The sequence below is a fragment of the Kribbella sp. NPDC058245 genome (assembly GCF_042882005.1).
Taxonomy (GTDB): Bacteria; Actinomycetota; Actinomycetes; order Propionibacteriales; family Kribbellaceae; genus Kribbella.
In genome coordinates this window covers 1-23276 of record NZ_JBHVWY010000014.1, presented here as the reverse complement: position 1 = coordinate 23276, position 23276 = coordinate 1, and the positions used below count along the sequence as shown (strand labels likewise).

Here is a 23276-nt window from a genome sequence, read left to right as displayed (position 1 = left end):
ACCCACAGGCGGAGGGGAGGCGGACGTGAGCGACGACATCAGGCTGCATGAGGACCCTGCGGCCGAGCCGCTGCGCCCCTGGCTGCCGGCCGATCTGCTCGACAACGCGGCCCGGACGATCTCGGACAACAAGACGATCATGCTGGGCCTCCCGGTGCTCGCCGCGGTCGCGCTGCTGGCGGTCCAGGCCGTGCTGACGGAGGTCGCCGTACCGGGTGGGCTCAGTGGGTTCTTCGGTGCTGATGACCCGTTCGAGCAGGCCGGTGGTGCTTTGCTGCTGACGTACGGCGTTCAGCTGGTGCTGTTCGCGGTGGTGTCCAGCACGCTGGCCGGGATCATCGCTCTGGCCGCTGTGCGCAGCCAGCTGGGTCATCGGGTCAGCGCACGCGAGCTACTCCGGCTGGTGCGGCCGGCGCTGCCTGCACTGGCGGCTGTGGGGCTGCTGCAGTCGCTGTCGTTCCTGGTCCTGATCGGCGGCTGGATGCTGGCCGTGTTCGGCATCGGGGCGGGAGCGGAGTCGGCGATCTCAGGTGCGGTGGCCGGCGCGGTCGCCGTCGTACTGATGATGCTCGGCGGACTGCTGGTGCTGATCTTCGGTGTGCGGCTGGTGCTCGCCGGAACCGTCGTACTGATGGAAGGCAAGCACGCGCCGGACATCGGGCTGCACATCCCCGCCCGGGTCGGCATCTGGGGTTCACTGCGGCGTTCGTGGCAGCTGGTGAAGGGCAAGTTCTGGCGGGTGTTCGGCATCCTGATCTTCGGCAGCGTGGTGGTCAACATCGTCAGCTACGCCCTGCAGTTCGGTGTCACCACGCTGGTGATCACGGTCGGCTCCTGGGCCGACTCCAGTGACAGCACCGGCGGCACGGTGATCGCCATCGTGGTCGGAGCGGCGGCCGGTACCGCGACCGTGCTGACCCTGATCGCCAGTCTGGCCTTCATGTCCGCCGTACAGGCTCTTGTCTACCTGGACCTGCGGATCCGGCGTGAGGGCCTCGATCTGTGGATGCGCCCGTCCCTGCGCTCGGGAGGTACCGCGTGATCTTCGCCGAACCGCCGGTCGACGTCCTGCGTGACCAGGCCGCCCGTGAGGCCGCGGAGGAGCTGTCGAAGTCCGCCTACCGGCAGTCTGGTGGTTCGCTGATCGAGCGCGCCCTCAACAAGCTGATCGAGTGGATCGCCGACCTGCTGAGCAACGTCACCGGCACCTCCCCCAACGGCCACCTCGGACTGATCCTGCTGGTCGCACTGATCGCGCTGATCATCGTCGTGGTGCTCTGGCGGGCCGGAGTGCTGCGGACTTCGAAGAGCAGCAAGAAGCAGGCTGTGTTCGACACGGCCAGGCCGCGGAATGCCGCGGAGTACCGGGCCCAGGCGGAGCGGGAGGCCTCGTCGGGCGACTACGCGCACGCGATCCGCAGCCGGTTCCGGGCCTGTGTAGCCGAGCTGGTCGAGCGGACTGTCCTTGACGACCGCGCTGGGCGGACGGCGTACGAGGTGGTCGCGGATGCGGGCCGTGCGGTGCCGACGCTGCGCGACTCGCTGCAGCCGGCCGCACTGGCCTTCACCGAGGTTGTCTACGGCAACCGTCCGGGAACGCCCGAGCGGTACGCCGTGGTCGTGACCGCCGACAACGCGGCCCGGAGTGCTCGGTTGACGGTGAGCGGATGAGCACGAGCGTTCCGGTCGGACGGGGAGCCGCCGAGAGCTGGCGTGCGCTCCGGAAGCCGCTGCTGATCACTGGGATCATCGTGCTGGTGTCGATCGTCGTACTGATCGCCACGACAGCCAGTACGTCGGGACCGTTCAGCCCGGACTCGACCGAGCGGGACGGCGCACGGGCGCTGGCGAACCTGCTGAAGAAGCACGGCGTCAATGTGAAGGGGACGGAGTTCCTGAGCGACGCCACCGCGTCTGGGGCAGGCAAGGCCCTGCTGATCGGGCCCAACGGCGCACTGGACCGCGACGACTGGCAGCGGATCGACGACGCCGGCTGGAGTCACCTGATTCTGATCCGGCCCAGCTCTCGTGAGCTGGCAGTGCTCGCACCTGGGGTGAAGGACGCCAGTCAGGTGCTCAGCTCGTCCAGCCGCGAACCGGAGTGCGATCTGGACGCCGCAGTGAAGGCCGGCACCGTCACAGTCGGCGGTACGACGTACTCCGCGCCGACGGGCGCTCAGACTTGCTATGGCGACGGAATCAACCACACCGTCGTCCGGATCGTCTCCGGTGGCCGCACGGTCGATGTCGTCGGCACGTCGCGTTCTTTCACCAACGACGAGCTTGCGGACGACGGCAACGCCGCACTGGCGCTCAACCTGATCGGTACGCACAAAGACCTCACCTGGTACCTCCCCCAGTTTGAGAGCGACGGCGTGGACGACGCTGGTGACGACGGTCCCCCGTTGGTCCCGCCGGATGTCCGCTACATCGGCTGGGCGCTCGCGTTCGCCGTACTGGTGGTTGCGCTGTGGCGGGGGCGGCGGCTCGGCCCTGTGGTCGTAGAGCGGCTGCCGGTGATCGTGCACGCGGCCGAGACCACCGAGGGCCGTGCGCGGCTCTACCGGCGGTCACGGGCTCGCGACCGGGCTGCGGCGGCGCTCCGCGAGTCGGCGCTCGCCCAGCTCTACAAGGCGCACGGCATCCCGCGACGGGCCGAGCCGAGTGCAGTGGTTGCCACTCTGGCCGCCCGCACCGGTTGGGACCCAGTCACCTTGTACGAGGCCCTCTACGGCATGCCACCGCTTGATGACGCCGCTCTGTTGAACTTGTCCGACGTACTAGACGTACTCATGCAGGAGGTACGACACCCGTGACGGTACCCATGCCACGCTCCGCGCGGCGGCCACGGGGCTCAACCTCCAGTCCTTCCCTCGTCGCTCCAGTCGCTTCGCTCCCTTCACTCCTCAGTCCAGGCCAGGAGGCCCCGTGACCACGACAGAAGTCAGCGCCGACCAGGCCAGGCAGGCGCTGGTGGCGCTGCGGACCGAGATCGGCAAGGCGGTCGTCGGGCAGGAGACCGCGGTCACCGCGCTGGTGCTGGCGCTGCTCTGCCGTGGCCACGTGCTGCTGGAAGGCGTGCCGGGTACGGCGAAGACGCTGATGGTGCGGGCGCTGTCGATGGCGATGCGACTGGAGACCAAGCGGGTGCAGTTCACTCCGGACCTGATGCCGGGTGACGTGACCGGTTCGCTCGTGTACGACGCGAAGACGAGCGAGTTCGAGTTCCGGCCGGGTCCTGTCTTCACCAACATCATGCTGGCGGACGAGATCAACCGGACGCCCCCGAAGACGCAGGCCGCGTTGCTGGAGGCGATGGAGGAGCGGCAGGTCACTGTCGACGGTGTCTCCCGGAAGTTGCCGGTGCCGTTCGTGGTCGCTGCGACACAGAACCCGATCGAGTACGAGGGCACCTACCCGCTGCCGGAGGCGCAGCTGGACCGGTTCCTGCTCAAGGTGACGCTCGACATGCCGCCGCGAGACGCCGAGATCGCCGTACTGGCTCGGCATGCGCAGGGCTTCGATCCGCGTGACCTCGAGGCGGCCGGACTGCGGCCGGTGGCCGGGCCGGAAGACCTGCTGGCCGGACAGAACGCCGTACGGCGGGTGGCTGTGCGGGAGGACGTTCTGGCGTACGTCGTGGACCTGTGCCGGGCGACTCGGCAGTCGCCGTCGTTGCAGCTCGGGGTGTCGCCGCGTGGTGCTACTGCGCTGCTAGCGGTGTCGCGGGCGTGGGCCTGGCTGTCTGGTCGCGACTACGTGATTCCGGATGACGTGAAGGCCATGGCGCGCCCTTGCCTGCGGCATCGAGTGCAGGTGCGCCCGGAGGCCGAGCTCGAAGGCGTCAGCGCGGATGCGGTGCTGGAGAGCGTCCTCGCGACTGTGCCTGTCCCACGCTGATGGTTCTCACGGGCAGGGCCGGGCTGCTGGCTGGTCTTGGGGTGGTGTTCGTCGCCCTGGTGATGCCGAGCTGGTCCGGCGTCGGCGTGGTCATCGGTGTGGTCTTTTTGGTCTGCCTGGTCGACCTGTTGCTGGCTGGGTCCCCGCGACGGCTGCAGTTCACCCGCGAGGGCGATACCGCCGTACGGCTGGGTGAACAGGCTGCTGTGCAACTGCTGGTGACCAACCCGGGCCGGCGAGTGCGCGGGCTGCTGCGAGACGCGTGGCCGCCGTCGGCCGGCGTACTGGATCCTCCGCACAAGCTGGACCTGCCCAACGGCGAGCGGCGTCGGTTGACGACGCATCTGGTACCGACACGGCGTGGGGATCGGCATGCGGATCGGGTGACGGTCCGCTCGATCGGTCCGCTCGGTTTTGCCGGTCGGCAGGGTGGGCATCAGGTGGCGTGGACTGTGCGTGCGTTGCCGCCGTTCAACAGTCGCAAGCACCTGCCGTCGCGGCTGGCGCGGTTGCGTGAGCTGGATGGTCGTACGGCGCTGCTGGTGCGTGGGCAGGGGACGGAGTTCGACTCACTGCGGGACTACGTGCCTGGTGACGATGTGCGAAGCATCGACTGGCGGGCGACGGCTCGGCGCGGCAACGTCGTACTGCGAACTTGGCGGCCCGAGCGCGATCGCCAGGTCGCCATCGTCATCGACTCCGGCCGCATGTCCGCCGGCCGCGTCGGCGACGCCCCGCGACTCGACCACGCCATGGATGCGGCCCTACTGCTGGCCGCACTGGCCACGCGTGCGGGTGACCGGGTCTCCTTGCTGGCTTGCGATTCCGCAGTGCGGGCCGACGTACGACGCCCTGCGCCTGAGGACGTGCTGCCCTCCTTCGTGAACGCACTGGCCAACGTGGACGCCGAGTTGGTGCAGACGGACTTCCGGGTGGTTGTGTCGCAGGTGCTGGAACGACTCGGTCAACGGTCATTGGTCGTTCTCCTCACTGGCCTGGACCCCGCCGTCATCGAGGAGTCCCTCCTCCCTGTCATCGGCCCCCTCCTGAAGCGCCACGTCATCGTGCTGGCCTCCGTGGCCGACCCGCGCCTCACCGAGCTCGAGTCCACCCGCACCGACCTCATCGACGTCTACAACGCCGCCTCCGCCGCCCGAACCCGCCTCGACCGAGACCGCGTCACCGCAGTCCTCACCCGAGCCGGCGTCACCGTGGTGGACGAGAACCCGGACCAGATCGCCCCCGCCCTCGCCGACACCTACCTGGCCCTCAAAAAAGCCGGCCGCCTGTAACCCCCCACGCACCCGTCCGCCCGCCCCGCCGGCCCCCGCCGCAATTTCGGCGGATATCCGTCGAGGTTGCCCCTTCTCCCCTGAAGTTTTGAGGGGAGAAGGGGCACATTGAGGGGATATCCGTCCAAGTCCACAGGGGTGGGTGGGTCAGCGGAGGTGGGACTCGAAGGTACGGCGGTTGGTGGTGGTGAAGTCGTGTTCCTGGCGAGACCAGGTGATGCGGTCGGTGCGTTGTTGGGGTGTTGCTGCGGCGGGGGTTTCGGTCCAGAAGCGGACGTTGCGGGACTGGCGCTCGAGGATGGCGTCGACGAGGGCCTCGCGTTGGGGCTGGGTCGCGCCGTAGGCGTCGGCCAGGACTCGCACTTGGGCGGCCTGGCGTTCCACGTCGTTGTGTTTGGAGGCTATGCACCAGGTCCAGGCTGCGTAGCCGAGGTCTTCTAGGGGACTGCCGGGCTCCGCTGTGTCGAAGTCGATCAGGGCGACCGGCAGATCACCACGGAAGACCGTGTTGTTCGGTCCGGGATCGTGGTGACAGATCACGTCGTACCGGCCGGCGAGGGCGCTGCCGCGCGTCGCGTCGTGGAACCGCCGCAGGAGTGCGCCGATCGCCGCGACCTGCTCGTCCGACCAGATCTGGAACCGGGCGGGGACCCAGCCCTCCAGGTAGCTGAGCACATCCCGCCCTTCGTCGTCCTGGCCCAGGTAGCGGGGCGCCCCCGTGAAGCCGCGGGCTTCCAATAGCCGGAGCACATCCGCAGTCCCCGGCGACGCCGGGCGTCGTACGGTGTTGCCGATGCGTACGACGCCTGGCGTGATGCGACCGGGCTGCATCTACTGGGTGGGGCGGGCCTGGGCGAAGGTCCAGTGGTGGCCTTCGAGGTCTTCGGTCTCGTAGCAGCGGTAGCCGTGCTGGTGGATCTCGCTGAGGATCTTGGCGCCGGACTCCTGCGTGTGGGCGAAGTGGGCGTCGAGGTCGTCGACATAGATCCAGGTGCTGTGGTCGTGCTGGGGTGAGCGGTCGCCGGAGCGGCGGAAGAGCATGACGCTGCGGTCTCCGACGTTCAGCTCGACCCAGGACGGGGCGGTACCTTCGGCAGGGATGCTGGTCCACGAGTCGAGGCCGAAGACGGTGTGCAGCCAACGCGCCGCGGCGGCGGGATCCTCGTAGTACAAGGCGATCGCCAGCCGGTCGAGTTCGCGCGGCGTACTGGGGGCAGAGTCGCGGCGGGCGACCCATTGGGGGACCCACTTGATGACGTTCTTCCAGAAGTAGAAGGCCTTCTCGCCACCGGCGATCAGAGCCTGTACGACGGTGACGCGGGTACCGTCGCTGGCCGGCTCGAAGGTGATGCGGGTTTCGGTGTCGTCGACCGAACTGCGGTAGGCGAACAGCTCGCCGGGCTCCCAGTCGGTGATCCGGCCGAGTTCGAGCACGTCGTCCGGTGGCGTGTAGACCTCGAGGATGCGGCCGCCGACACCTGGCTCGATCTGCATCGCGGTGGCGCGGGCGGCGTCGAAGAAGTTGATCGGGCCGCGCACCCACCACAGGTCGATCTCTTCGGTGAAGATCCGGAAGGTAGTCGCCGGGTCGGCCGCGACCTCCACGGTCGCTGTCGCTGATTGTTCGGTCATGACTTCTCCACGTGTCGTTTGAAGGCGCCCAACTGCTCGCGCCAGTGCGCCTGCACTTGGTCGAGCCAGGCCTGTACGGCGACCACGGGCTCGGGGTTCAGCCGGAAGAGGCGGACGCGGGCGTCATCGGCCACCCGCTCGTCGGCGACCAGGCCGGCCTGCAACAAGATCCGCAGGTGCCGGCTCATCGCCGGTGACGACGAACCGGTCGCGACCGCGAGCTGACCAGCCCGCTGCGGACCCTCACCCAGCAACTGAACGACCTGCCGCCGGGTCGGATCGGCGAGTACCTCGAAGAACCGATCGACCTGATCTTCCACCATGCCGCAATAGTTCTACCAGATGTTAACTATTGTCAACCGCTCGAAGGACCCTGGAGTTGGTTGGATGGTCCCCATGAGTGAGAGAGATGTCGAGAAGGACTACACCGTCGCCGAGTTCGCCGCCAAGCTGCGCCGGCTGGCCGATGCCCTGGAGGCGGGCAAGCCGTTCCGGATCCAGATCGCCGGCGAGCGCTTCACCGTCCCCCAGAACGCGCGGATCAGCGTCGAGCACGAGCGCTCCGAGGACGAGGAAGAGGTCGAGTTCCAGCTGAAGTGGTCCCTCGCCGACGCCGACGAGGACCCCGAGGACGACGACGCGGTCTGAGACATTTGGCCGGATATCCCTTCAAGTGCACCCTTCTCCCCTGAAATTTCGAGGGGAGAAGGGTCCACTTGTGGGGAGATCCCCTGAAATGCGCGGCCGGTACGACGGGGCGGTGGCTGGCGGCGGCGGTCCTGGCTGACGGTCGGCCGGTACGGCGGGTCGGTGGCTGGCGTCGGCGGTCCGGTTAGCGGTCGGCTGGTACGGCGGTTGCTAGGTGGCAGGAGACTTGGGGGGCTGTTGTGGTCGGGAGGATGGAGAGCGGGGTTGTCGTGCAGGCGTCCACTCCGTTGCCGGCGGCTACCAACTGGCAGCGCGGGTGGAAGCGGCAGCCGCTCGGGATGTGGGTCGGGTCCGGTGGTTCGCCGGTGAGGATGATCCGGGCGGGCGATTCGGGGAGAACTGAGAGCAGGGCTTGGGTGTAGGGGTGCTGCGGGTTGGTGAGGACGTCTTCGGTGGGGCCGGACTCGACGATCCGGCCGAGGTACATGACGGCGACCCGGTCGGCGATGTTCCAGGCAAGACCCAAGTCGTGGGTGACGACGAGAGCGCCGGGGCCGAGGTCGTCGCGCAGCCGCAGGAGCAGCGCGAGGATCTCACCGCGGATCGAGGCGTCCAGGGAGGCGACGGGTTCGTCGGCGATCAGGATCTTGGGGTCGAGCGCGAGTGCACCGGCGATGACGACGCGCTGGCGCTGACCGCCGGAGAGTTCGTGCGGGTATCGGAGGAAGAAGCGTTCGGGCGGTCGCAGACCGGCCCGGGCGAGCGCTGACGCGACGACCGCCTCTTCATCGGGCAGCTTGTGGATTCGCGGACCCTCAGCAACGGCCTCATAGACGGTCTGCCGGGGATTGAGCGCGCCGGTGGGGTCCTGGAGGACGAGCTGGACCTGGCGCCGGAAGGCACGGAGCGCACGGCCGGAGTAGCCGAGTGGGCTGCCTTCATAGGAGACCGTCCCGGCGGCCGGGCGCACGAGGCCGAGCAGGGTGCGGGCGAGCGTGGTCTTACCGCACCCGGACTCGCCGACCAGCGCGACGATCTCGCCGGGAGCGATGGACAGATTGACGCCGTCGACGGCGCGCGCCCGGCCGAACTCGACCACCACATTGGTTGCCTCTAGCACGTTTCCTCCACCAGAACACAGGCAGCCAGCCGATCGTCCCCGGCAGGCCGAAGCTCGACCGGCGACGTCCCGCACGATTCCAGCGCCACCGGGCACCGCGGATGGAACGAGCAACCTCCCGGCAACTCGGCCGGATCCGGCGGATCACCGGCCAGCCCGCGCGGAGCCAGTCGCGACGCCGGGTCGCCGACCGTCGGGAAGGCGGCGGACAGCGCCTGGCTATAGGGATGCTTGAAGCCCGACGCCGCCGGCCCGGTCTCGACGAGTCGACCGGCATACATGACGGCGAGGCGGTCGCAGACGTCCGCGAGCACTGACAGATCGTGCGAAATCATCAGCAGGGCAATGCCTTCCGAGGCGATCAGGTGCCTGATCAGGGTCAGCACCTGCGCCTGCACCATCAGGTCGAGCGCGGTCGTCGGCTCATCCGCGATGATCAGCTGCGGTGAACACGCCAGCGCCATCGCGATCATTACTCGTTGCCGTTGGCCACCACTCAGTTCATGCGGATAGCTCCGTGCTCTCCAAGCCGGCAACCCAACCTGCTCCAACAGCTCCCGGACCCGGACCGCAGCCTGGGAAGCCGAGGCCAGCCGGTGCACCAGCAACGGCTCCGCGATCTGGTCGCCAATTCGCCGTACCGGATTGAGGCCGTGCTGCGCACCCTGGAACACGATCGACGCCGCCGACCATCGGACCGCACGCAGGCGGCCCCAGTTCATCGCGACGACATCCTCGCCATCCAGCAGGATCCGCCCATCGATCTGCGCCGTCCGCGGCAGCAGCCGCAGGATCGAGAGCGCGACCGTCGACTTGCCCGACCCCGACTCCCCCGCCAGCCCGACAGCCTCACCGGCCGCAATCGACAACGACACGCCCCGTACGGCGGGAACGTCGCCGCTCGCCAGCCGGTACGTCACCGACAACCCATCGAGTTCCAGCATCAGGCCGCCCGGGTTCGCAGTCGTGGATTGAGCACAGTCTCCAAAGCCCTTCCACACAAGGTGAAAGCCATCACCACGATCACGATGCACAGACCCGGGATGAGGATGTACCACCAGGCGCCGGCGGTGGCCGCACCCCAGTCGTACGAACCGCGCAGCATCGTTCCCCACGAGGTCTTGTTCGCACTCACACCGAGGAACGCCAGTGTCGACTCGGTGACAATCGCGCTCGCCACCTCCAGCGTCGTACTTGCCAGCAGCAACGGTGCGACGTTCGGCAACACGTGCCGGGTGGTGATGTGCCAGTGCCCGGCGCCGAGCGCGAGCGACCGTTCGATGTACGGACGGGCCTCAACCGCGAGGGTTTGCGCGCGAATCAGCCGAGCGGTCGACGGCCAGGAGGTCACGCCGATCGCGACGACGATGGTCGCCGTACTGCCACCGAGGATGGCCGCCAGCACCAGCGCGGTCACCAGCGACGGCAGTACCAGGAACCAGTCGGTCACCCGCAGCACGATCGAGCCGGCCCAGCCCCGGAAGTGCCCGGCCGCGATACCGAGCACGGTCCCGATCACCATGCTCAGCAGGGCCGCGAGGAATCCGATCAGCAATGACGTCCGCGAACCCCACCAGATCATCAGCAGCACCGACCGCCCGGACTCATCGGTCCCGAGCGGATAGTCGAGACTCGGCGGCGCCATCTTCGCGCCCGTCCCGCTGACCACGTTCGTGACACCCGCGTCGATGAACAGCGGCGCGATCAACGCGAGCACAACCGCCACCACCAGTACGCCGAGCCCGACCATGCCGGCTCGCCGCGTCCGGAAATCCCGCCAAAACCTCTGCACAGAACGCTGCCGCCGTACCCAGGTCACGTTAGTCATACCGACCTCACCCGCGGATCGAGTACGTGGTAAATCACGTCGGCCAACGTGTTCATCAGGATCACCGACACCGTGATCAGCAGGAACGTGCCCTGCATCAGCGTGAAGTCCGGTACCCGGATCGCCTGATAGAACAGCTGCCCGAGCCCCGGCCAGCTGAAGATCGCCTCGACCGTCACCGCACCGCCGACGACGAACCCGATCCGCATGAACACGAGCGTCACCGTCGGCAGCAAAGCATTCGGCACGGCGTGCTTCCGGCGAATGTCGTCGTCCTTCAAACCCTTCGCCCGGGCGGTCGTGATGTAGTCCTGCTCGACCTCGTCCAGCACCGACGACCGCATCACCAGCAAGTACTGCGCATAGACCACGGCAACCAACGTCAAGCACGGCAACACCATGTGCTGCGCCACATCAAGCACGTAGCCAAAACCAGAAGGCGCATCGACGCTGGAGATCCCGCGCGTCGGGAAGAGCCCCGGGATCGGACCGATGCCGGCGGCAAATACCATCAGCAGCAACAGCCCGAGCCAGAACGTCGGCACCGACCACAGCACCAACGACACTGCAGTGGAAAAACGATCGAACCGCGAACCTGGCTTCCACCCGGCCCGCGCCCCCTGCCAAATCCCGAGGCTGACCGCCATCACCAGCGCAGTCCCGGTGAGTAACAGCGTCGGCCCGATCCGTTCACCGATCAGATCGAGCACCGGCCGCTTGTACTCGTACGACGTCCCCAGGTCGAACCGCAGTGTCTGCCCGACGAAGTGCACGAACTGCTCGGGAATCGACTTGTCCAACCCGAGCCGCGCACGCTCCAGATCCAGCTGTTCCGGCGTCATGTTGCGCCCCTGCGCCAGCGCGCGGACCGGATCGCCCGGCAGCATCCGGAACAGGAAGAACGTTGCCACGACCACCATCGCGATACTCAGCAACGCCCCGCCCACCTTGGTCGCCGCATACCGCAGCAACCCGTGGCGGGCGGGGGCCGCCGCGACCTCGGCGACGACCGTCATTCGCGCTCGTCGGCAACGCCGCGCCGCCGCCGCGCCAGGAAGAACCCGCCCAGAGCCAGTACGACGACCGCTCCCGCGACCCCCGCGATGAGTCCGGTGTTCGAGCCGCCGCTGTCCGTCGTACCGGTGTTCGTCACCGCGTCGACGGTGTAGAACGGCCAGTAGCCGCTGCCGCCGTACAGGATGCCCTTGTCCTCGGGGATCGGCGTGATGCTCGCGATCCGGTCCTTGCGGTACCCCTCGAGGTCGTTCGGGTAGTAGAGGGCGATCACCGGCGCGTCGACGTACAGGCGCTCTTCCATCTTCTTGATCAGCTCGGCGCGCTTCGGCCGGTCGAGCTCCTTCTGCTGCTGCTTGTAGAGGTCTTCGTACTGCGGGTCGCAGTAGAACGACTCGGTGCCGCCGCCCTCGCCGGACGCGGTCGGGCGCCGGCTGCAGAGGTGCGTGCCGAGGACCTCTTCGGGATCGGGGTTGACCGACCACCCGCTGATCGCGATGTCGAACAGCGCCGTCGTACCGGTCTCCTCGGTGAACTTGCTGGAGTCGAGCCGGCGCGCGGTCAGGCCGATGCCGATCTCCTTGAACCAGCCGGTCAGGTACTCGGCCAGCTTCTCCTCGCTCGGCGCATCGGTGTGAATGCTGAAGCGGAACTGGAGTTTCCGCGATCCGTCCGGCATGGTTCGGATGCCGTCGGCACCTTTCTTGTAGCCGGCGCCGTCGAGGATCTTGTTGGCCTTGGCAACGTCATAGGTGATCTTCTCCGCGCCCGAGGCCTGCCAGAAGAAGTCCTTGTACAGCGGCGGCACGATCGAGCCGTCGGCGACCCGCGCCAGCCCACTCTGGGTCTCGTCGACCAGCTTCTGCTTGTCGATCGCGTAGTGCAGCGCCTGCCGCACCCGCGGGTCCTTCAGCGCCGGATGACCGTCGCCGATCGGCTTGTTGTCGCTGGTGGTCGCGCCGTGATTGATCTGCAGGTACGTCGCCCGCCTGCCCTCGGCGTTCCACTGGACGATGTTGTCGTCGCCCTTCAGCGACTCGAAGTCCGGCGGTGCGAGCCGGCCGATCAGGTCGATGTCGCCCTTCTTCAGCCCGACGATCGAGGCGGCCGGGTTGTCGTAGAAGATCATCTGCAGCTCGTCGATCTTCGGCGCCCCACGCCAGTAGTCCTTGTTGGCCTCGAGCCGGACGAACTGGTCCTTCTTGTACTCGACCGCGACGTACGGACCGCTGCCCACGGTCGGGTACTGGTCGGCCTCGTACTTGCCGATGTCCGTCACCTTCTCCCAGACGTGCTTGGGCAGGATCGGCACCGGGTTGTCGAGCATCGACGCCTGCGGCGCCTTCAGCTTGATGGTCAGGTCCTGGCCGCTCGCGGTGACACTGGCGAAGTTCTCGACCGCCGGGCCGTTACCGGCCTTGGCCGCGTCGTCGGTGATCATCTTGTTGAAGGTCCAGGCCGCGTCGTCGGCGGTGATCGGCTGGCCGTCGGACCACTTCGCCGTACGGATCTTGAACGTCCAGGTCAGACCGTCGGGTGACGTCGTCCAGGACTCGGCCAGGTCCGGGCTGGGCTGCAGGGTCTTGGAATCGGGCACGGTCAGGAAGCTGTACATCCAGCGCTGCAACGAACCCGACACCAGCCGGACGGCCAGGAACGGGTTCATCGAGTCGACCGCCTGGGTCACCCCGACCTTGATCACCTTCCGCCCCGGCTCAGCGGCATACGCCGTACCGGGCAGGCACAGCAACGCGATCACTCCGAGCATCGCGAGACATTTCCTGATCATCCCCACGCACCTTCCGGTCACCGGCGTTTGGGAAGACACCACACCAGCAAGCACCGGCTCGGTCAATGAAGTACCAATCTTTGTCACACATACGTCATCAACTTTCGACTTGACTACACGAGCGTGTAGCTGTCTACTCGACTGTGTAGCCAAGGAGGACTTCGCATGAATGACGACCTGACCGCGCGGGCCCGGATCCGGGACGCCGCGATCAAGCTCTTCACCGAGCGCGGGATCGAGGGCGCCTCGATCCGCGACATCGCCACCGAGGCCGGCGTCTCGTCCGGCTTGGTCCGGCACCACTTCGGGTCGAAGGAGGCGCTCCGCGACGCCTGCGACGAATACGCGCTCGGCCGGATGTTCGAGCTCGGCCGCGAACTCGTCGACGAGCAGGGCCTGGAGAACGTCAGCGTCGCGACGGTGCAACCCGTCGCGTTCCCACTGCAGACGTATCTGGTCCGCTCGATGATGGACGGCTCGGAGACCGCTTCCGCGATGTTCCTGCAGACGGTCGAGTACGGCGAGGCGTGGGCCAAGACGCACGACGTGAAGACCGACGACTTCCGGGCCTGGTCCGCCGTGATCACGGTGATGAAACTCGGCGTCTACGTGCTCCGCGAACAGCTCGAACTCGCGCTCGGCGAGGACATCGCGTCCGCGTCCGGCTACGCCCGGATGAACCGGGCCTTCGTCGACATCTTCGCCGAACCCCTGCTCACCCCCGAGCAGGCCGCGAACCTTCGAAAGGACAACCACTGATGTCCGCTGCGGCGATCCACACGGAGGGTCTGGTCAAGACCTTCGGCCGCACCCACGCCCTGGACGGTCTCGATCTGACCGTCCGCACCGGCGAGGTGCACGGCTTCCTCGGCCCGAACGGCGCCGGGAAGACCACCACGATCCGGATCCTGCTCGGGATGACCCGGCGCTCCGCTGGGACCGCGCGGCTGCTCGGCGGCGATCCGTGGTCGGACGCGACCGCTCTCCATCGGCGGCTCGCGTACGTCCCCGGCGACGTGACGTTGTGGCCGAACTTGTCCGGCGGCGAGGCGATCGACCTGCTCGGCCGGATGCGCGGCGGTCTCGACAAGGTGCGCAAGGCCGAACTGCTGGAGCGCTTCGATCTCGATCCGCGGAAGAAGGCACGGACGTACTCGAAGGGCAACCGGCAGAAGGTCGCCCTGGTCGCGGCGTTCGCCTCGGATGTCGAACTCCTCCTCCTCGACGAGCCCACTTCGGGGTTGGACCCGCTGATGGAGGAGGTTTTCCGCGAGGTCGTCCAGGAGATCAGCTCCGGCGAAGGCAAGACCGTGCTGCTGTCCAGCCACATCCTGTCCGAGGTCGAGGCGTTGTGTGAGCGCGTCACGATCATCCGGGCCGGCCGTGCGGTCGAGAGCGGCACGCTGTCGAGCCTGCGGCACCTGACCCGGACGTCGATCACGGCCGAGCTGGCCGGAGCTCCGAACGGCCTGGCTTCGCTGAACGGCGTACACGATCTGCGCGTCGAGGACGGCCTGGTGCGCTTCGACGTCGACACGGAGGAAATCAACGCCGTACTGCGTCAGCTGGTTGAGGTCGGCGTCCACAGCCTGGTCAGCCAGCCGCCGACGCTCGAGGAGCTCTTCCTGCGCCTCTACGAACCGGAGGCCGCGCGATGACTGGCGCCTTTGGATTGGTGCGGCTGATCCTGCGCCGAGACCGCATCGTGCTGCCGCTGTGGATCGTGTTCCTGGCCGTCATCCCGATCAGCTTCGTCTCGTCGTACGGCGACCTGTTCCCGACGCCGGAATCGCGGCAGAGCTACGCGAACAACGCCGGCTTCATCACCTTGTACGGCGAGTTGGGCGGAACGTCACTGGGTGAGTTCGTCACCTGGCGACTCGGCTTCGTGCCGTTGATCGTCGGGCTGATCGGACTGCTCACGGTGATCCGGCATACTCGGGTCGAGGAGGAGACCGGGCGTTCCGAGCTGCTCGGATCGAGTGTTGTCGGGCGGCACGCGGGGCTCGCAGCCGCCCTGCTGACATCCTTCGGCGCCAACCTGGTGCTCGGCGTACTGATTGCTCTAGGCATGCAAAGTCAGGACCAGCCGCTGGCCGGATCCGTTGCCCTCGGCCTCGAATTCGCCAGCACCGGCGGGCTTTTCGCGGCAGTCGGTGCGGTCGCCGCGCAGCTGACCGCGAACTCCGGTACGGCGCGCGGGATCGCGATCGGGGTGCTCGGCGCATCGTTCGTACTGCGAGCGGGCGGAGACACGAGCGCTCACACCGACGGTCCACTCGCCTGGCTGTCCTGGCTGTCGCCGGTCGGTTGGGCCCAACGTATCCACCCGTACGGCGCCAACCAGTGGTGGCTGGGTGGACTGATGCTCGCGGCAACCGTCGTACTGGTGGTGGCAGCTGTTCAGCTCGCGGTACGACGTGATGTCGGGTCGGGGTTGTTGCCCGCACGGCTCGGACCTGCCGAGGGCCGGTTGGGGTCGCCGCTCGGTTTGGCCTGGCGACTGCACCGTGGACTGCTGGCCGCATGGACGATCGCTTTCGCCTTGCTGGGCTTGCTGTTCGGCGGCGTGGCCGAAGGTGTCGGCGACATGATGCGCGACGATCCGCAGATCCAGAAGATCTTCGAGCGACTCGGCGGTGCGGGTGCGCTGATCGACTCGTTCCTGGTCGGCGTCATGACGATCACCGGACTGATCGCATCGGCGTACGCGGTCCAAGCGACCCTGCGGTTGCGCGCCGAAGAGAGCAGCGGTCGCGCCGAACCAGTCCTAGCCACCGCAACCAGCCGCCTGCACTGGGCCGCCAGCCACCTCGTCTTCACACTCCTCGGCCCAGCCATCGCCCTGCTAGCGTCCGGCGTCGCCGCTGGCTTGGCCTACGGCTCGGCGGTTGGCGATGTCGACGGACAGCTCCCACGTCTGATCGGCTCCGCCCTCATCCAACTCCCCGCCGTCTGGCTCCTGGGTGCCCTCACCCTCGCGCTCTTCGGCCTCATCCCCCGAGCCTCCCAAGCCGCCTGGGCCGGCCCCAGCATCTGCCTCCTGATCGGCCTACTCGGCGCGGGCGTCCAACTGGCCCCCTGGATCAAAGACATCTCCCCCTACACCCACCTCCCCCAACTCCCCGGCGGCACTGTCTCCGCCGTACCCCTGGTGGTGCTCTTGGCCATCACCACGGCCCTCACCGCCCTGGGGCTGACCTCCCTCCGCCACCGAGACCTCCCCACCAGCTGAGCCCATCTCCTGGGTTACCCCGTGAGCTTGCGGGATCTGCACCCGCATGAGAGTCCAGAACCCACAACCTGATGGGTGAACCCACGCCATGACGACCTTGAGCACGGCTCAACCATTTCGGCGGGCGCCACGTGGTTGACGGGTGCACAAAGTGAGCCGGGCGCTCGACCTTGAGCACGGTTCAACCATTTCAGCGGGCGCCACGTGGATGGGTGCACAAAGTGAGCTCTAGACCTTCGCGTTGCGGGACCAGACGAAGCAGTAGGCGCCGAACGCGGCAATGCCGAGGGCCAGGATCGTCAGCAGGATCGAGCCGAAGGGCTGTTCCTTGATCGTGCGAAGAGCGGCGTCCAGGCCACCGGCCTTGTCGGGTTCGTAGCTGATCGCGGCCCAGCCGAACAGCACCCCGACCACCGCGAACGCGACACCCTTGGCGGCGTACCCGAGCCGGCCGAGCAGGATCGTCTTCTCGGAGACCCCGCCCACCAGGTCCTCGGTGAACTTCTTGGTCACCGCCTTGTAGATCTGCCGGGCCCCGACCCCGATGATGACGAGACCGACCACGACGACGAGCGCCCGGCCGAAGCCGTGCTCCATCATCCGGGCGGTCATCGTCTTCTGCTGGTTACTGCTCGAACTCCCGGCGCCGATCGCGACCTTCACCGCGCTGACGCCGAGCACGAGATAGACGACAGCACGCCCGGCCGACGAAACCCGCTTCTCGGTGTCGAGATCGCCGTACGCGAGATCGAGCGCACGCCAGATCACCAGCGCGAAGAGCCCGACCGCGACGATCCAGAGCAGGACACCGCCGAGCGGCTTGCTCGCCAGTTCCTGCAGTGCGCCTTGCTGGGACGCCTCCTGTGACGACTTTCCCCAGGCCAGTTGGAGGGCGATCCAGGCGATCAACAGATACACGACGCCGTACGCGATCAAACCGACCGTGACAGCGGTGCCGTACCACTGACTGTGTCTGACTTCCTGGGCGGATCTCATGGTGATCCAGTGCCCAACAGGAAACGGTGACGGGGGTGGTGGGGCGGGGAAGCTAACTAGCCAGTTGCGATGGGAGCGGCGGCGTCGGCTTCTTCGACGTCACCGGTCTCACCGAGGCGCGCGGCCCGGCGACCGAGGATGAACACGTAGAGGAAGAAGCCGATCTCGACCAGGATGCCGATGCTGATCCGCACCGGTCCCGGCAGGAACGGCGTCACGAACGCCTCGATCACGCCGGTCAGCAGCAGGATCGCGGCCAGTCCGATCGCCATCCCCATCGTGGCGCGGCCGGTCTGCGCGAGCGCCTGCATGCGCGTCCGAGCCCCGGGAACGATCCATGACCACCCCAGCCGCAGCCCAGCCGCCGTACCGATGAAAACGGCAGTGAGCTCGAGCAGGCCGTGTGGGGTGATCAGGCTGAAGAACAGGCCGCCCTTGTCGTGCCCGATCATCAGACCGGCGCTCACCCCCAGGTTGAGCGCGTTGTCCCAGAGGATGAAGATCGACGGGATCAACAGGATGCCCAGCGCCAGTACGGCGGCCGTCAGCGTCGCGTTGTTGAGCCAGACCTGCAGGGCGAAGTCCTGGGCCGGGTTGTTCGAGTAGTACGCCTCGAAGTCGTGGTCGACCAACTGCTGGATCTGGGCCGGCGCTGCGATCGAGTCGATCACCTCGGGGTGCGCCAGGACCCGCCACGCGGACCAGGCCGCCACCAGGTAGAAGAGCAGGCCGATGGTCAGCCACCAGCGTCTGGAGACGTAGAGCGACGCTGGGAAGGTCACCAGGAAGTACCTGGAGATGTCTCGCCACACAGGTGCCTGTGCGCCGGTCACAGCGCCTCTGGCGTCAGCGATCAGGCCGGAGAGCCTGCCGATCGACACTGGGTCCGCACCGGCCGCTCTGAGCGCGGACAGGTGCGTACCGACGCGCTGGTAGAGCGTGACGAGCTCCTCGGCCTCAGCACCGGTCAACCGCCGCTGCCGCCGGGTCAGGTAGGCCAGACGATCCCACTGCGGCTGATGCACCGAAACGAACGCCTCGACGTCCATGACCCACCTCCTCCCCCAACTGGCTCCTTGCGCTGGCAGACAGTGTGTCGCATTGGAGGGGCGGTGCGTAGCTGCGGTGTCCAGGGGTGTGCATCGCAAGGCGGAGGGGAGGCCTCGATGCGGGGTTCATCGTGGCCTTTCCTCCAACGCCGCGAGGTGCGCCTCTGGGCGCTGCAGATGCGTGCCGAACCTTCGATGCGACACACTGGGCCGGACTGAGTGTCTATGCAGGAGGGGGGACGGCAGCGTGTCTCAGTTGGTCACCGGGGAGGCGGTCGTCCTCCAGGTACGGATCGCGCGGATGCCGACCCGGGCGCTGGCCTGTGCGATCGACGTGATCATCCAGGGGATGACGTTGAGCGGCATCATCGGTCTGCTGTTCGGATTCCTGATCAGCGAGCAGTCGAGTGAGGCTTTGGCGGTCGCGCTGGTGATCATCGTCGTACTGCTCGTGGTGGTCGGCTACCGGCTGGTGATGGAGACGCTCACCCGCGGGCGGACGGTCGGCAAGATGGTCCTCGGGCTCAAGGTGGTCCGCGACGACGGCTCCTCGATCCGGTTCCGGCACGCGCTGGTGCGGACGCTGATGTGGTTCTTCGTCGACTTCGCGCCGTGGTTCGCGGCCAGCCCGGGCATCGTGGCGAGCCTGATGAACAAGCAGGGCAAGCGGATCGGCGACATGGTCGCGGGCACGGTCGTGATCCGCGAACGCCAGCAGGCGATGGCGTCGCCGCCCCTGTTCGTCCCCGCCCACCTCGTGGCGTGGGCGCAGTCGCTCGAGCTCTCCCAGCTCCCCGACGAACTCGCGAACACGGCCCGTGACTACCTGGCCCGCTTCACCGAACTCCAGCCCGCCGCCCGCGCCGCCCTGGGCGAGACCCTCGCCCACCGCATCGCGCTGGTCACCGCCCCCGCACCGCCGACTCCGATGATCGCGCCGGCCTTCCTCTCCGCCGTCCTGGCCGAACGCCGCCGCCGCGAACTCATCCGCCTGGCCGTCGTCCGCCCCGTCACCACCGGCCCGTTCGCCCCCACGAACCCGTACGCCGTCCCCGCCGGCCCCTTCGCCCCACCCAGCCCGTACGGCGTCCTCCTGCCCACCCCCGTACCGGTGTTCGCCCCACCCCCACCCACCGCGGCATCCACACCCGCCACCCACAACGCCCAGGGTTGGGCCACCCCCGGCAGCAACTCCTCCGGCTGGACCTGACGGGGTTAGTGTTGCGACTATGTCGCAGCTGGTGGAGTGGAAGACGTGGTCGGAGCGGTGGGATGTCCAGCAGGCTGGATACCTGCCGGATCGGGACGAGCAGTTCGCGCAGATGCTGACGGTCGTCGAGCGTCTGGCCGGTACGCCGACGCGTTTCGTGGACCTGGCGTGTGGACCGGGATCGATCTCGGCGCGGGCTGTTGAGCGCTTCCCCGGAACGGAGATCATCGGGGTCGACCTGGACCCGTTCCTGCTGGAGATCGCCCGGCAGACGGTCGACGGCGCGCGGTTCGCCGAGGCGGACCTGCGGGCAGACGGTTGGGACGCCGTACTGGGTGAGGATCCGGTCGACGCGGTGTGTTCGGCGACTGCGTTGCACTGGCTGGACCCGGCCGACCTGGAGAGGCTCGCGCAGACCATGGCGCGGCGGATCCGGCCCGGCGGAGTCTTCCTCAACGCGGACACCATGCGGCTCGGGCCCTCCGAAGTACCTCGGCTGGACGCGGTCGCCGTCGAGCTCCGGGACGAGATCTGGGCAGCGTCGCACGCATCCGGTGTCGAGGACTGGGCGACCTGGTGGGCGGCTGCCGCGGCTGAGCCGGCCTTCGCTGAGCTGCTGGCCGAGCGCGACCTCCGGTTCGCGGACCGCGGTAAGTCGCGGGAGATCACCATCACCGACACGCTCGAGTCGTTCCGGAAGGCCGGGTTCGCGGAGGTCGGCGTACTGGGTCAGGTCGCGGACAAGCACCTCTTCACCGCCATCCGCTGAGGCAGCTTGCTGCCAGCCGATCAGCAGCCGGTACGACGGCCTCTAGCGTCAAAGGTATGAGCCTGTGCCTGGAAGTTTTCGCCGTCCAACTGGACATGCTGCACAACGCCGTCGGCTCCCGGGACGACGAGTTGTTCCGGGGAGTCAGCAGGTACTTCGCTGAGCAGTGGCCGCAGGACGACGACAACTACTTCTGGGACGACGACCTCACCAGCAGCACGGCCGCGCGGGCCGTGATCGACGGCGGACCGTTCGACGCGGAGTACGGCCACCACTATCGGGCGGCGTACCTGAACATCTGCGAGTTCCTGTTTACCGACTACCGGTTGAACAACGAGTACTTCAGCGGATTCCGCAGCGGTTGGCTCGATGCCGTCGGCAAGGCGCTCCAGCAGCTCGGGATGACCGCGACGCCACTGGACGATCTCACCTACATGGGAGGGCCTGCACAGCTGCCGGTCTCCGACGGTACGCAGCACGGCGAGTGGGATCTCGCCCGCTGCCGGGCCGGGCTCGAGCAATGGCATGCGACCACGCCGGAGCAGCGCACCGAACTGCACCCCGAGGTGCTCGGCGCGGTCGTGAACTGTGTCGGCTGGATGGCCGAGGCGGTCGCCCTGAGCGACCAGCTTCCGGAGAAGTTCGGCATCGTCGCGTTCTTGGTCTGACAAGCGAAAGCGCCCCACCGAGACGGTGAGGCGCTTCGCTGTGGGGGGATCAGTAGCGGTAGTGCTCGGCCTTGTACGGGCCTTCGACCGGGACGCCGAGGTAGGCGGCCTGCTCCTTGGAGAGCTCGGTCAGCTTGACGCCGAGGGCCTCGAGGTGGAGCCGGGCGACCATCTCGTCGAGGTGCTTGGGGAGCACGTAGACGTCGGTCGGGTAGTCGGCGGTCCGCACGAAGAGCTCGATCTGCGCCAGCACCTGGTTGGTGAACGAGTTCGACATCACGAACGACGGGTGCCCGGTCGCGTTGCCCAGGTTCAGCAGCCGGCCCTCGGACAGCACGATGATCGTGTGGCCGTCTTCGAAGCGGAACTCGTCGACCTGCGGCTTGATGTTGACCCGCTCGATACCGGCCGTCTTGTACAGGCCGGCCATGTCGATCTCGTTGTCGAAGTGACCGATGTTGCCGACGATCGCCTGGTGCTTCATCTTCGCCATGTGGTCGGCGGTGATGACGTCCTTGTTGCCGGTCGTGGTGACGAAGATGTCGGCGATCCCGACGACCTCGTCGAGCGTGGTGACCTGGTAGCCGTCCATCGCCGCCTGCAGCGCGCAGATCGGGTCGATCTCGGTGACGATGACGCGCGCACCCTGCCCGCGCAGCGACTCCGCACAGCCCTTGCCGACGTCGCCGTACCCGGCCACGACCGCGACCTTGCCGCCGATCAGGACGTCGGTGGCGCGGTTGATGCCGTCGATCAGCGAGTGCCGGCAGCCGTACTTGTTGTCGAACTTCGACTTGGTGACCGAGTCGTTGACGTTGATCGCCGGGAACAGCAGCGCGCCGGCCTTGTGCATCTCGTAGAGCCGGTGCACCCCGGTGGTGGTCTCCTCGGTGACACCCTTGATGCCCTGGCCGATACCGGTCCACAGCTGCGGGTCCTCGGTCAGCGTCCGGGTCAGCACCGACAGGACGACGGCGTACTCCTCGGAATCCGCGGTCGACGGGTCCGGGACCGCGCCGGCCTTCTCGAACTCGGTGCCCTTGTGGACGAGCATGGTGGCGTCGCCGCCGTCGTCCAGGATCATGTTCGGGCCCTCAGAGCCCGGCCACTTCAGCGCCTGCTCGGTGCACCACCAGTACTCTTCGAGCGTCTCGCCCTTCCAGGCGAAGACCGGTACGCCGGTGGGGTTGTCGACCGTACCGTCCGGGCCGACGACGATCGCGGCGGCGGCGTGGTCCTGGGTGGAGAAGATGTTGCAGGAGACCCAGCGGACCTCGGCACCGAGCGCGGTCAGCGTCTCGATCAGTACGGCGGTCTGGATCGTCATGTGCAGCGAACCCATGATCCGCGCACCGGCGAGCGGCTTGCTCTCGCCGTACTGGGCGCGCATCGCCATCAGACCGGGCATCTCGTGCTCGGCCAGCCGGATCTCCTTGCGGCCGAACTCGGCCAGCCCGAGGTCCGCCACCTTGTAGTCGAACGTCATACCGCTCCCCTGAAGACTTTTGTGAGTGCTTCCTGCCTAGGTGAGCCTAGAGCGCTCAGCCTGCGGGTTTGATCGCCTGACGGGCGTTTTTGACACCGAAATGTCAGGATTGGTGTCATGCGCATCACCGAAGCCGCGAAACGCCTGGGCACGACCCCCCGGATGCTGCGCTACCGGGAGGCCCTCGGCCTGCTCCCGCATTCGCGCTCGGGCCAGACCGCCCAGCGCCAGTACGACGACCGCGACCTCGCCGCCGTCCAGCTCGCCCTCGACCTCGAACGCCGGTACGACGTCACGCCGGCCGCGCTCGCCTTCGCCCTCCGGGCCCTCGCCGAGCCGTCGGTCGCCGCCGACCTCCGCAACCTCGGCTACCGCACCGGCAAACTCACCACCCCACCCACCCAGTCCCAAATCGACCGGGACCGCGCCCTCCGCTGGCTGGGCCGCTCCGGCGTCCTGCCACCGAAGCCGCGTTGACCATCTCGTGGGTTAACCCACCAGCGCGCTGACCATCTCTCGTGGGTTAACCCACCAGCGCGCTGACCGGGCCCTGACCCTGTTTCTTGGACACGCTGATTCCAGCATGGGCTGGAGAAGCGAGATGATTGCGAACTATGGCCCGCAAGAATTACTCCGAGGA

The 23276-nt window shown here is 67.6% G+C and carries 24 protein-coding genes; 13 read left to right on the top strand and 11 right to left on the bottom strand.

Annotated elements, in window-relative coordinates; all coding sequences use genetic code 11:
* The first annotated feature begins 25 nt into the window (after window positions 1-25).
* The 5 genes from ACFVWG_RS29130 (at window position 26) to ACFVWG_RS29110 (ending at window position 5192) form a co-directional block, all read left to right on the top strand.
* The gene (locus ACFVWG_RS29130) at window positions 26-1042 is read left to right on the top strand and encodes a hypothetical protein (RefSeq protein WP_391546619.1); all 1017 of its coding nucleotides are present in this window, start codon (window positions 26-28) and stop codon (window positions 1040-1042) included.
* A complete protein-coding gene (locus ACFVWG_RS29125; protein ID WP_391546618.1) occupies window positions 1039-1671 on the top strand; it encodes a DUF4129 domain-containing protein in 633 nt (210 codons plus the stop codon). Before ACFVWG_RS29130 ends, ACFVWG_RS29125 begins: the two co-directional genes overlap by 4 nt.
* Window positions 1668-2816, top strand: a complete 1149-nt coding sequence (locus tag ACFVWG_RS29120) for a DUF4350 domain-containing protein (protein WP_391546617.1) — start codon at window positions 1668-1670, stop codon at window positions 2814-2816. Before ACFVWG_RS29125 ends, ACFVWG_RS29120 begins: the two co-directional genes overlap by 4 nt.
* Before the next feature lie 112 nt (window positions 2817-2928).
* Complete coding sequence (locus ACFVWG_RS29115) at window positions 2929-3900, top strand: AAA family ATPase (RefSeq protein WP_391546616.1); 972 nt, start codon at window positions 2929-2931, stop codon at window positions 3898-3900.
* The gene (locus ACFVWG_RS29110; RefSeq protein WP_391546615.1) at window positions 3900-5192 is read left to right on the top strand and encodes a DUF58 domain-containing protein; all 1293 of its coding nucleotides are present in this window, start codon (window positions 3900-3902) and stop codon (window positions 5190-5192) included. The genes ACFVWG_RS29115 and ACFVWG_RS29110 overlap by 1 nt, the downstream gene beginning before the upstream one ends.
* Window positions 5193-5339: 147 nt before the next feature.
* Here ACFVWG_RS29110 and ACFVWG_RS29105 read toward each other — a convergent pair whose 3' ends face one another.
* The 3 genes from ACFVWG_RS29105 to ACFVWG_RS29095 are packed head-to-tail and all read right to left on the bottom strand — an operon-like array spanning window position 5340 to window position 7147.
* On the bottom strand, window positions 5340-6023 hold the full coding sequence (locus ACFVWG_RS29105; protein ID WP_391546614.1) for a phosphotransferase: 684 nt from the start codon (window positions 6021-6023) through the stop codon (window positions 5340-5342).
* Complete coding sequence (locus tag ACFVWG_RS29100) at window positions 6024-6824, bottom strand: VOC family protein (RefSeq protein WP_391546613.1); 801 nt, start codon at window positions 6822-6824, stop codon at window positions 6024-6026. It abuts the gene before it with no gap.
* Window positions 6821-7147 (bottom strand): ArsR/SmtB family transcription factor, encoded by a 327-nt coding sequence (locus ACFVWG_RS29095; RefSeq protein ID WP_391546612.1) that lies wholly within the window; start codon window positions 7145-7147, stop codon window positions 6821-6823. Before ACFVWG_RS29095 ends, ACFVWG_RS29100 begins: the two co-directional genes overlap by 4 nt.
* A gap of 73 nt (window positions 7148-7220) precedes the next feature.
* Between ACFVWG_RS29095 and ACFVWG_RS29090 the strand changes: the two genes are divergently transcribed.
* A complete protein-coding gene (locus ACFVWG_RS29090; protein ID WP_391546611.1) occupies window positions 7221-7472 on the top strand; it encodes an amphi-Trp domain-containing protein in 252 nt (83 codons plus the stop codon).
* 184 nt (window positions 7473-7656) lie between these two features.
* Here ACFVWG_RS29090 and ACFVWG_RS29085 read toward each other — a convergent pair whose 3' ends face one another.
* Genes ACFVWG_RS29085 through ACFVWG_RS29065 form a run of 5 tightly spaced genes read right to left on the bottom strand, consistent with a single transcriptional unit; the run spans window position 7657 to window position 13223 of the window.
* On the bottom strand, window positions 7657-8592 hold the full coding sequence (locus ACFVWG_RS29085; protein ID WP_391546610.1) for an ABC transporter ATP-binding protein: 936 nt from the start codon (window positions 8590-8592) through the stop codon (window positions 7657-7659).
* Complete coding sequence (locus ACFVWG_RS29080) at window positions 8586-9536, bottom strand: ABC transporter ATP-binding protein (protein ID WP_391546609.1); 951 nt, start codon at window positions 9534-9536, stop codon at window positions 8586-8588. Before ACFVWG_RS29080 ends, ACFVWG_RS29085 begins: the two co-directional genes overlap by 7 nt.
* Window positions 9536-10420, bottom strand: a complete 885-nt coding sequence (locus ACFVWG_RS29075; protein WP_391546608.1) for an ABC transporter permease — start codon at window positions 10418-10420, stop codon at window positions 9536-9538. Before ACFVWG_RS29075 ends, ACFVWG_RS29080 begins: the two co-directional genes overlap by 1 nt.
* Window positions 10417-11436, bottom strand: coding sequence for an ABC transporter permease (locus tag ACFVWG_RS29070; protein WP_391546607.1), 1020 nt, complete (start codon window positions 11434-11436; stop codon window positions 10417-10419). Before ACFVWG_RS29070 ends, ACFVWG_RS29075 begins: the two co-directional genes overlap by 4 nt.
* Window positions 11433-13223: an ABC transporter substrate-binding protein gene (locus ACFVWG_RS29065; RefSeq protein ID WP_391546606.1), complete on the bottom strand. Its 1791-nt coding sequence runs from the start codon at window positions 13221-13223 to the stop codon at window positions 11433-11435. The genes ACFVWG_RS29070 and ACFVWG_RS29065 overlap by 4 nt, the downstream gene beginning before the upstream one ends.
* A 165-nt stretch (window positions 13224-13388) precedes the next feature.
* Between ACFVWG_RS29065 and ACFVWG_RS29060 the strand changes: the two genes are divergently transcribed.
* From ACFVWG_RS29060 to ACFVWG_RS29050, 3 genes are read left to right on the top strand one after another with little or no spacing between them, the layout of a single operon-like run.
* The gene (locus ACFVWG_RS29060; RefSeq protein ID WP_391546605.1) at window positions 13389-13982 is read left to right on the top strand and encodes a TetR/AcrR family transcriptional regulator; all 594 of its coding nucleotides are present in this window, start codon (window positions 13389-13391) and stop codon (window positions 13980-13982) included.
* Window positions 13982-14881: an ATP-binding cassette domain-containing protein gene (locus tag ACFVWG_RS29055; protein WP_391546604.1), complete on the top strand. Its 900-nt coding sequence runs from the start codon at window positions 13982-13984 to the stop codon at window positions 14879-14881. Before ACFVWG_RS29060 ends, ACFVWG_RS29055 begins: the two co-directional genes overlap by 1 nt.
* A complete protein-coding gene (locus ACFVWG_RS29050; RefSeq protein ID WP_391546603.1) occupies window positions 14878-16458 on the top strand; it encodes an ABC transporter permease in 1581 nt (526 codons plus the stop codon). Before ACFVWG_RS29055 ends, ACFVWG_RS29050 begins: the two co-directional genes overlap by 4 nt.
* A gap of 228 nt (window positions 16459-16686) precedes the next feature.
* On the opposite strand, the gene ACFVWG_RS29045 is transcribed toward ACFVWG_RS29050, so the two are convergent.
* On the bottom strand, window positions 16687-17454 hold the full coding sequence (locus tag ACFVWG_RS29045) for a DUF1206 domain-containing protein (protein ID WP_391546602.1): 768 nt from the start codon (window positions 17452-17454) through the stop codon (window positions 16687-16689).
* A gap of 56 nt (window positions 17455-17510) precedes the next feature.
* On the bottom strand, window positions 17511-18503 hold the full coding sequence (locus ACFVWG_RS29040; protein WP_391546601.1) for a stage II sporulation protein M: 993 nt from the start codon (window positions 18501-18503) through the stop codon (window positions 17511-17513).
* A gap of 247 nt (window positions 18504-18750) precedes the next feature.
* Here ACFVWG_RS29040 and ACFVWG_RS29035 point away from each other — a divergent pair, with 247 nt between their 5' ends.
* Genes ACFVWG_RS29035 through ACFVWG_RS29025 form a run of 3 tightly spaced genes read left to right on the top strand, consistent with a single transcriptional unit; the run spans window position 18751 to window position 21150 of the window.
* Window positions 18751-19713 (top strand): RDD family protein, encoded by a 963-nt coding sequence (locus ACFVWG_RS29035; protein WP_391546600.1) that lies wholly within the window; start codon window positions 18751-18753, stop codon window positions 19711-19713.
* A 19-nt stretch (window positions 19714-19732) separates the two neighbouring features.
* Window positions 19733-20482 carry a class I SAM-dependent methyltransferase gene (locus ACFVWG_RS29030; protein ID WP_391546599.1) on the top strand — a complete coding sequence of 250 codons (750 nt, stop codon included), beginning with the start codon at window positions 19733-19735 and terminating at the stop codon, window positions 20480-20482.
* A gap of 56 nt (window positions 20483-20538) precedes the next feature.
* Window positions 20539-21150: a hypothetical protein gene (locus ACFVWG_RS29025; RefSeq protein WP_391546598.1), complete on the top strand. Its 612-nt coding sequence runs from the start codon at window positions 20539-20541 to the stop codon at window positions 21148-21150.
* A gap of 49 nt (window positions 21151-21199) precedes the next feature.
* On the opposite strand, the gene ahcY is transcribed toward ACFVWG_RS29025, so the two are convergent.
* Window positions 21200-22636 (bottom strand): adenosylhomocysteinase, encoded by a 1437-nt coding sequence (ahcY, locus tag ACFVWG_RS29020; protein ID WP_391546597.1) that lies wholly within the window; start codon window positions 22634-22636, stop codon window positions 21200-21202.
* Between the two features lie 117 nt (window positions 22637-22753).
* Here ahcY and ACFVWG_RS29015 point away from each other — a divergent pair, with 117 nt between their 5' ends.
* Window positions 22754-23113 carry a MerR family transcriptional regulator gene (locus tag ACFVWG_RS29015; protein WP_391546596.1) on the top strand — a complete coding sequence of 120 codons (360 nt, stop codon included), beginning with the start codon at window positions 22754-22756 and terminating at the stop codon, window positions 23111-23113.
* Window positions 23114-23276: the final 163 nt, after the last annotated feature.